Annotated in this window: 4 protein-coding genes and 1 pseudogene; 2 read left to right on the top strand and 3 right to left on the bottom strand. The window is 71.0% G+C overall.

Annotated elements, in window-relative coordinates; all coding sequences use genetic code 11:
- The coding region (locus tag IE185_RS31390; RefSeq protein ID WP_189716456.1) for a helix-turn-helix domain-containing protein at window positions 1-305 on the bottom strand (305 nt) is incomplete at its 3' end.
- A gap of 764 nt (window positions 306-1,069) precedes the next feature.
- Between IE185_RS31390 and IE185_RS31385 the strand changes: the two are divergent.
- Window positions 1,070-1,351 (top strand): annotated as a pseudogene (locus IE185_RS31385) (aminotransferase class V-fold PLP-dependent enzyme); the annotation flags it as partial.
- Window positions 1,352-1,486: 135 nt separating this feature from the next.
- Window positions 1,487-1,906 (top strand): hypothetical protein, encoded by a 420-nt coding sequence (locus IE185_RS31380; protein ID WP_138897230.1) that lies wholly within the window; start codon window positions 1,487-1,489, stop codon window positions 1,904-1,906.
- On the opposite strand, the gene IE185_RS31375 is transcribed toward IE185_RS31380, so the two are convergent.
- Both IE185_RS31375 and IE185_RS31370 read right to left on the bottom strand, forming a co-directional pair.
- Window positions 1,898-2,485 (bottom strand): hypothetical protein, encoded by a 588-nt coding sequence (locus IE185_RS31375; RefSeq protein ID WP_138897229.1) that lies wholly within the window; start codon window positions 2,483-2,485, stop codon window positions 1,898-1,900. The two genes, IE185_RS31380 and IE185_RS31375, sit on opposite strands and share 9 nt — an antisense overlap.
- Window positions 2,486-2,490: 5 nt before the next feature.
- Complete coding sequence (locus IE185_RS31370) at window positions 2,491-6,849, bottom strand: trypsin-like peptidase domain-containing protein (RefSeq protein WP_170198358.1); 4,359 nt, start codon at window positions 6,847-6,849, stop codon at window positions 2,491-2,493.
- Window positions 6,850-7,101 lie beyond the last annotated feature (252 nt).

Here is a 7,101-nt window from a genome sequence, read left to right as displayed (position 1 = left end):
CCGTCGACCAGCACGTACCCCGCTCGCGCCTTCACTTCGCGCAGGGCGCGGGTCAGCCCCGGTGCCTTCTTGGCCAGGAGTGTCACGACGGAGCGGACGTAGGCGTGCGCCGTGCCGACGCTGATCCGGAAACCGGCCGAGATCTGGGCGAGGGTGGTGTGCTGGCGCAAGTACACCAGCGCGACCAGCGCACGCTGGTGCGCAGGCAGCTTGCACCGCCGGTCACCCTCACGGAGGACGATCAGCATCGTTACCGTCTCTACGAGGGCGTGTGGCAGGTCGAGTGCGGCAGGATACGTAATCAACGGGGCTCCCCGGCAACCGAGATGAGATGTCAGATACCTCCCTCAACTGCCTGGGAGCCCCGCCCGTTCTGCCGCTACGGCCCCACCACCGACGTCACCCGATCGGTGGCCACCCTGAAAAAGCTCAGACAGTCCCCGGCACACACCAGGTCGGCCCAGCGGCGGTCCGCCCGTTAGTTCTGACTCACTCCTCTCCATCCGTGTCCGAGACCGCGTCGTCGGCGGCGTGCTGCCGGTGCTGTCTGGGTGGTGAGTGCCGTGGTGAGTTGCTGAGCTGCCTGTGGGGCCGTTGAGGAGGCGCAGGTGAAGGCGGAAGCCGATGCGTGGCGCAGGGAGAACGGCATCTTGGGCTTCCTGCACCGCTGAAGCACCGGAGCTCTGCCGGTCTGGCACGCGGTCACCGGCTTGGCGACCCGGGCGGGAGGGGCTGGAGCGGGGCCCTGGGCCATGAGCCGGCGAGCCGCCGAGAGGATCGCCGGCCCCGCTGGCGTCCTCGTGCTCTCCGCCCTGCACGGCTTCGTCCGCCTCGACGACGAATTCCTGCCGTAGGAGCAGCGGATGGACGCCCCCGGTCACATGAGCGTCGAGCAGCTGCGCGCCCAGGGCCGCCCCGAGGTCGTCCTTGGTGTGGATGAAGGCGGGGGCCGGCGCGTTGAGCTCGCGGAGTCGGTCGCGGTGGGCGGTGCGGCCGCGGCGGCGCAGGAGGTGGGCGCGGGCCGCGCGGGTAGGCGTCGAGGACGGGCTGCGGTGGGCGCGGCGGCGCCGGACTCGGCGCGCTGGACGGCGTCACGATCCACTCCCGGGCGGCCGACCGCAGGCCCACCGTGCTGCTGACGTTCGAGGACCGGGAGACGACGGACGTGTACCGCTTCGTTGCCGAACGCGGCGTCCACGCCCCCTCGGGTTCCTTCTACGCCGTCGAGGCCTCCCGCCACTTCGGCCTCGGCGACACCGGCGGACTGCGCGTCGGGCTCGCGCCCTACACCAGCACGGAGGACGTGGATCGGCTGCTGGCGGGGCTGGGCGAGTTCCTGACGGCGTCTTGAGGTCCGGGGGGTCTGGAGTCCCGGGGTCCTGAGGCATTGAGGGCGTGAAGTCCGTGGGCGGTACTTCGGGTACTTCGGCGCCGTTAAGGTGACGGGGAGGAGCCGAAGAAGGCCAGTGAGACAAGAGGGGGCCGCATGCCCGACGCGAAGGTGCGGGTCGAGACTCGGGAGCTTCCATCAGGGGACGGGCGGCAGATCTCGGCACGGCGGTACAGCTCGGCCGATCTGTCCGATCACGAGGACGACCTGAGGACGGCGATCCATTCGGTGCTGACCACCATGGTGCGGGCCGTGGAGGACACGCCGGTGTCTCCGCTGCGCGTCGGCGGCTTGGAGGTGGCCTTCAACGTCGCATTCGCGCCGGGCGGCGGAGCCTATCTGTGCTCCTCGCCCGCGGACGGTACGTTCGCGGTCAAGCTGTCGCTGACCCTCCCGGAACCCGCCGCGGGCGGAGGATCCGCGGAGGGTGAAGGTTCTGCCGAGGGTGACGGATCCACGGACGGCGAAGGATCCGGCGAGGGGGCCGCTGCTTCGTCCTCCGCGTCCTCAGGCTGAGGGCTCGGCAGGAGGTTCGGGTGAGGAGGAGCCGGTGACGGCGGCCTGAACCGGGGCGGTGACGGGAGGAACCGGGGCGGACGCCGGGGTCGCGGTCGGCGGTTGGGGCATGCCGCGCCGGGTCGGCAGGCCTATCTCCGCCCTGGCCTCCTTGCGGAAGGTCCACTCGGCGCGACGGCACCGCTCGTCGATCTCCGCCCAGGGCTGGGCCGGGCGGTCCCAGAGTTCCTGCGCCGCGTCGTGCAATTGCTCCAGAGCTTTCGCCGTGCCGTCGGTGCGGGTCAGGAGGGCGGCGCGGGCATAGGCGGCCAGCAGGTCGTCGCCGGCGCGTCGCTGCGTCGCCCGGTCGGCCCGTAGGCGGCCGGTGTCGTCGTAGAGGCCCAGCGCGGCGTGGAAGGTTTCGGTGACACGGGCATAGGCGGTGTGGCGGGTCTCGTCCCACTGGCGCCGTCGGCCGGCCCGTCCGTTCAACCACTGGGTGAGGACGGAGGCGACGGCTCCGCCGATGATTGCTCCGGTGGCGCCGACGGCGGCGGCGACCAGTACGGCTTGCGGTTGGGACAGGTCGGACCACATCATCGCCCTCACTCCGTTTCCTGTGCGATCAGTGCCTCGAACTCGGCGCGCAGTTCGCGCGCTTCGTCCTCGAAGCCGCCCTGCTCCCGGGCCAGCGCCTGGTTGTGCAGGCAGACGGCGAGGTTGTACAACTCATCGGCGTCGCCGGCAGCCAGGTCACGCCACAGGGCCAGCGCCTGGTCCCCCGCCGTGCGGGCCTCCTCCGTCCGCCCCGCCGTGCCGAGGATCGCCGACAGGTCGCCCAGAGCGGATGCCAGCGCTGTGGGGGATGGTTCGTACGCGGTCCGGTAGATCCCGACGCAGGCGGAGATCGAGGTGACGGCGTCCTCGATGGCGTCCGTCTTGACCAGCACGATGGCACTGTCGTGCAGGATCAATGCCCGGTTCTCCTGGACCGCGTCGTCCGTGTCCGAAAGCCCCCGCGCGACCGCCATCGCCGTTCGGGCCGCCGTCGCGGCGGCCTCTGGCTGGTCGCTGTCGAGCAGGGCCTCGGCCTGGACCCGCGCGATCCAGGCGTAGGACAGAGCCCGCTCCGCTCGCTCGTCGGCCTCCCACAGCCGGCGCCTCAGCTCGACAAGCTCCGCCAGGGCTGCCAAGAAGTCCGCGATCCGGCCGAGGCTCCGCAGTTCGACGAGGTACATGGACAGGATCTCGTCGAGGCTCTCGTGGCGGCTCGGGCCCGTGGACTTCAAGCGGACGTCGAAGAGCACGAAGCGGTTGTCCGACCCGTCCTCCGGGCTGTCGGTGAGGCCGCGGACGTACCCCAGGGTCTGTTCGAACAGTGCCGCAGCCGCCTCGTGCTCGCCGAGCCGCGCGTGGGTTCGTGCCTGCTGGGCCATGTGGTTGGCGAGCATGGGGGCCCACACCTCCGGGGTCTCGGCCACATGCCGGAGCGCGATGGCGCTGCCTGCCCGGTTCAGCGCGATGATCTCGTGGGGAGCGTCCGCGGGAGACACACGCAGCGCCATGTCGAGGAGACCCTCGACCGCGACGAAGGCCGGCCAATGATTCTCCGGGGTGGCACGCTGCGCCAGACGTTCCGCAGCGGCTTTGGCGACCTCCACCGCCTCGGGGACGTCTCCTCGGCGGGCCAGGGCCTTGGCCCGCATCATCATCACCGACCCCTGCATGCTCTGCCGATCCAGGCGGCCGGTTTCGTCGAGCCCGTCCGTGGCGAGAGCCTCGACACGTTCGCACAGCCGGATCGCCGCGCCGGGATCGCCGTCGTCGACCGCCCACGCCACGTACATCGCGAGGTCGGGCACGGTCGCCGGATCGTCGGGCACGTGCCCCGCGGCCTCCCACTGGCCCACGATGTGATCGAGGACGCCGGCGACCTCCGCCATGTACGGCCTGATGTCGATGTCCTCTGCGACGAGTTGCGTTCCTTGGATGAAGGTCTTGAGCACCGCGAAATAGTGTCGCGCACCGATCTCCGGATCGCTGCGGAACAGGCGGCCCAGCACTGCGCACGAGCGTTCCAGAACATGGACCGCGGACGCGAAGGGCGCCCGGGCGCGGCTGAGTTCCTGGGCCTGGAGCTGCAGAGCCGCACCCAGCCGGAGCTGCTTCTCGGGGTCGTGGAGCGGCAGCCGGGTCAGGGCCTCGCTCGCCTGCCCGTACAGCGCGGCCGCCTCGGTATGCCGGCCCTCGGCCTCGTGCAGTCCCGCGAGGAGCATCGCCTGCGCCTGGAACCGGTCCGCATAGGCGCCGGGCGCGGCACGGTAAAGGCGGCGCCAGATCTCCACGCACTCCTCGTGGGCGGCGAGTGCCTCGGCCGGCTGTCCGAGCTGCTCAAGAATCCTGCCCTGGTTGGTCAGGAGCTGGGCGAGGGTGTCCAGCGCGAAGTGGTCGGCCCCGTCGGTAAGTTCCTCTCTCTGGAAGCCGATCGCGCGCGTCAACGCCTCGTTGGCCTGTTCCAAGTCGCCGTGCTCCTCGTGGTGGAGGAAGATGTTGTTGAGTGCCACGGCCATGAACATCCGGCGGTCCCCGCGAGCCAGATCGGAGTGTTCCAGGACGTCGACGACCTCCTGGCAGATCCGGTAGGACTCCGTGTGGTCCCCGAGACGTGCCAGATTCGTCGCGTGGCTCGTCAAGGCGAGGGCGAGATCCTGGCTCTCCGTGTGCCCTTCGTGGAGGGACCGGTGGATCGTGACGGCTTCGCCGCTCGCCGCAGCGGCTTCCTCGACACGGTCGGCACGTGCGAGGTAGGTGCCGAGCAGACTCAGGGCGGCGGCGAGTTCCCGCTGCTGGTCTTCGGTTTCCGGGGGCGCCGCCCTCAGGACGGCGATGATCCGCCGCTGCACCGCCACGCCGAGACCGGTCAGGACGCCTCCCACCGGAGGCATGAAGCTGCGGATCTGGTAGAGGTGCGGGAGTTCGGCGGAGGGATGGTCGACGAGGACCTTCAATGCCGTCAGCAGCGGCTCGGGGTACTGGGCCGAGGTGCTGACGTGGCAGGCGAACGGCAGGAACACGTCGTTGTGCAGGGCCACGAGCTCGATCAGTTTGCGCCGTACGGCGGCCGCGGCCTCGCCGGGGTGGGCGGCGGCGGCCGTCAGGACGGTGACCGCGCGGCTGAGCTGCGCTTCGGTCAGGCAGGTCTGCGTACCGTCGTCGGCGAGCCGCGCGAGGTTGTCCAGCAGGTCCGGTTCGTCCGCCATGGTGGTGGCCAGCAGGTACTCGAACAGCCAGTCCGGGGACAGCTGGCCCCAGTACTCGGCCCGCGGATCGGCGGGCGGGTACAGGGTGGCGATCCAGTGGGCGAGCGCGCGTCGGGCCTCCTCGGCGGAGTCGGAGCGGAACCCCGGAAGCAGCCCCACGGTCTGCGCCGCCCCCTGCCGGGAGTGGGCGCCGCAGAGCAGGCCGAAGACGAGCGCGGCCTCCCGGGTCTCCGGATGTCCCAGGGACCGTTCGACGGCCAGCCGGTTCCAGTACTTCTTCTCGTGCCTGAGCATGATCCGCGCGGGTGAGGGCGGTTCCTCGCCGCTGTCCGGCCCGGTGAGAACGCTGGCGAGGACGGCGGTGTGCAGGGTCAGGGGGTGGTGGGCCCTGATCGGTTCGAGGGTCCACGGCAGCTGGAAGGCGGGCGTGCGCCCCTGATGGTCCTCATAGCCGGGCACTTGGCGCAGGGCGGTGTCGAACGCGTCGGCCAGCGCGGTGAGTCGGTCGTCGGAGTCGAGGGAGAACTCTAGGCCGCCTAGCTCTTCCGGTTCGTCAGGCAGGGTGGCGGCGACGATGTCGTCGTCCGAAAGACGCGTCCACCACGGTCCGGCGGACCGGGAGAGTATCAGGACTCGGACCGGGTGCTGTCCGGGGTGTTCGGCGATGTGCCGCAGCAGGGCAGCCACGTTCTCGGCGCGGGACTCGGCGTAGTCGACGAGGACGAGCGCGGGGTGGGCGAGCCGGGTGAACGGGCCGAACGTGCACTCGGCGTCGGAGAGTTCACCGACGACCCAGCCCTTCTGGTACATCGTGCGGGCGAGTTCGCGGGCGAGCCGGGTCTTGCCCGTGCCGCCGCCCGCGTGGATCAGCAGGCCACCGACCTGTCTGCCGGATTCGCACCAGGAGACGAGACGGTCGAGCGTCTGTGCGCGGCCGTGGAAGGGCACGACCTCGTACTCGGGGCGCAGGAGGGCGATCGGGGACTGCGGCCGGGTCGACCGGTACCAGGGACGCAGCGTCTCTTCGAGTTCGACGGGTTCCAGCAGGAACGGGCGGCCGGTGTGCTGTTCGACCAGGGAGGTGAAGGAGCGGTCGTGCCGCAGGGCGTCGACCGTCAGCGCGGTGAGGCGGCGGTCGCCGAAGTTCTCGGCGATCTCGATGACGATCGCAACGGTCAACTGGCCGGAGCCGGACAGCACCGCCGCCCCCGACATGCCGGACCAGAGGCTGCCCCCGGTCGCGCCCGGCTCGGGCCAGCTCGCCGGGCGGACGTCGACGAGGCCGTCGGCGTCACGGGTCAGCGGCATGATCTCGCCGTGCAGCTGCTCGGACCGGGCCCGGCCGTCCGGTGCGACCAGGGCGTCGGGGAAGCCAGTGGCGGTACAGCCCACGGCGGTGCCGCGGCCGACGAGCCGGCCCCAGCGGACAGGCGGAAGGTCGGCGGGCTGGTAGCCGGCGTCGTCGATCTCGATGAGCGCGGCGTCCGGCGGGGAGGAGGCGTCGTCGGCGGCGGAGGCCTGCCAGACCACGCTGCCCGTGACGATCTGGACACCGAGCCGCACCTCCACCGTGTCTGCCACCGCCCCGGCGACATGGGCCGCGGTGAGGACGAGACGGTCGGCGACCAGGTGACCGGAGCCGAACACGGGCCCCGCCTCCCCGGTCGAGGCGCGCCGGAGGGACGCTACGCGCAGATCTGCCAAGGTGGAACTCCCCCGTGATCGGACGCCGCTCGCGGCTGAGCTGCAGCCAGGCCGGGAGCCATCGTGACATTTCCCGAGGACCTTGGACATCGGAATCCGCCAAACACACCTCGTACCGACGGACTCAGAGATCAGCAGGGGGAGTTACGTGAATCCGCAGCCGTCTGGGCGGTCGCGCGGAGGCCGGTGGTGTGGCCCGTGACGCACGAATGACGAACTCCGCCCGGGCACCGTCTAACGTTCCGCGAGAGC

Origin of the sequence: Streptomyces chryseus (genome assembly GCF_014650755.1) — a bacterium.
GTDB lineage: Bacteria > Actinomycetota > Actinomycetes > Streptomycetales > Streptomycetaceae > Streptomyces > Streptomyces chryseus.
Note: the sequence above shows the minus strand (reverse complement) of the source record. Positions and strands in the feature narration are given on the sequence as shown.